Source organism: Vogesella mureinivorans, assembly GCF_007644035.1.
GTDB lineage: Bacteria > Pseudomonadota > Gammaproteobacteria > Burkholderiales > Chromobacteriaceae > Vogesella > Vogesella mureinivorans.
In genome coordinates this window covers 1-396 of sequence record NZ_VMTV02000831.1, presented here as the reverse complement: position 1 = coordinate 396, position 396 = coordinate 1, and the positions used below count along the sequence as shown (strand labels likewise).

The window sequence follows — 396 nt, the reverse complement described above, 5'->3', positions numbered from 1 at the left end:
ATCAGGCATGGGCGCGATTGTGGGGGTGGGCAGTGATTTCGCGGTGAATCGCGACGCGATTGCATCTGGCTGGGGCACACTTGCAGGCCCTGACCCGCTGTTCTACGCGTCCTACGCCTTGGCTGGATGCAAACGCTCTGCCACTTCGCGATGTCTGCTCAAACCCCTCGTACTCCCCGCTACGGCCTGGCCCGTGTGCTGTCCAAGCGCGGCCTGTGCTCCAGATCCGAGGCCGAGCGCTGGGTGCGCGCGGGTCGCGTGACCGTGCGCGGGCGTGTGGTGACCGATCCGGAATCGCCGACCGCGCTGGACGAGCCGCGCATCGTCATCGATGGCGGGCAGGCAGAGGCCGCCGAGCGCGTCTATCTGGCCCTGAACAAGCCGCGCGCCCTGGTC

The 396-nt window shown here is 67.9% G+C and carries 1 protein-coding gene; it reads left to right on the top strand.

The window, feature by feature from the left end; all coding sequences use genetic code 11:
- Positions 1-195 precede the first annotated feature (195 nt).
- Positions 196-396 (top strand): S4 domain-containing protein (locus tag FLQ44_RS19835; protein WP_276607888.1); only part of this gene is annotated, 201 nt, incomplete at its 3' end.